Source organism: Ilumatobacter nonamiensis YM16-303 (genome assembly GCF_000350145.1).
Classification (GTDB): Bacteria; Actinomycetota; Acidimicrobiia; order Acidimicrobiales; family Ilumatobacteraceae; genus Ilumatobacter_A; species Ilumatobacter_A nonamiensis.
This window is the reverse complement of sequence record NZ_BAOL01000355.1, coordinates 1-274: the sequence shown is the minus strand read 5'-3', so window position 1 is coordinate 274 and position 274 is coordinate 1. Positions and strand designations below refer to the sequence as shown.

Below are 274 nucleotides of genomic sequence, written 5' to 3'. Positions count from 1 at the left end.
TGGATCTTCGGTCACCCCGAGGTGTACATCCTCGTCCTCCCCTCGTTCGGGATTGTGTCCGAAGTGCTCCCGGTGTTCTCGAAGAAGCCGTTGTTCGGCTATCCGTTCGTCGTTTTCTCGGGCGCAGCGATCGGCTTCGTCGGCTGGGGTGTCTGGGCGCACCACATGTTCGCCTCCGGACTCGGCCCCGTCTCGGTGGCGGTGTTCTCGGTGTCGACCATGGCGATCGCGGTACCCACCGGCGTCAAGATCATCAACTGGACGCTCACGATGT

The 274-nt window shown here is 62.4% G+C and carries 1 protein-coding gene; it reads left to right on the top strand.

What is annotated here, in order from left to right; translation table 11 throughout:
* The coding region (locus tag ON45_RS20625; protein ID WP_040496701.1) for a cbb3-type cytochrome c oxidase subunit I at positions 1–274 on the top strand (274 nt) is incomplete at both ends.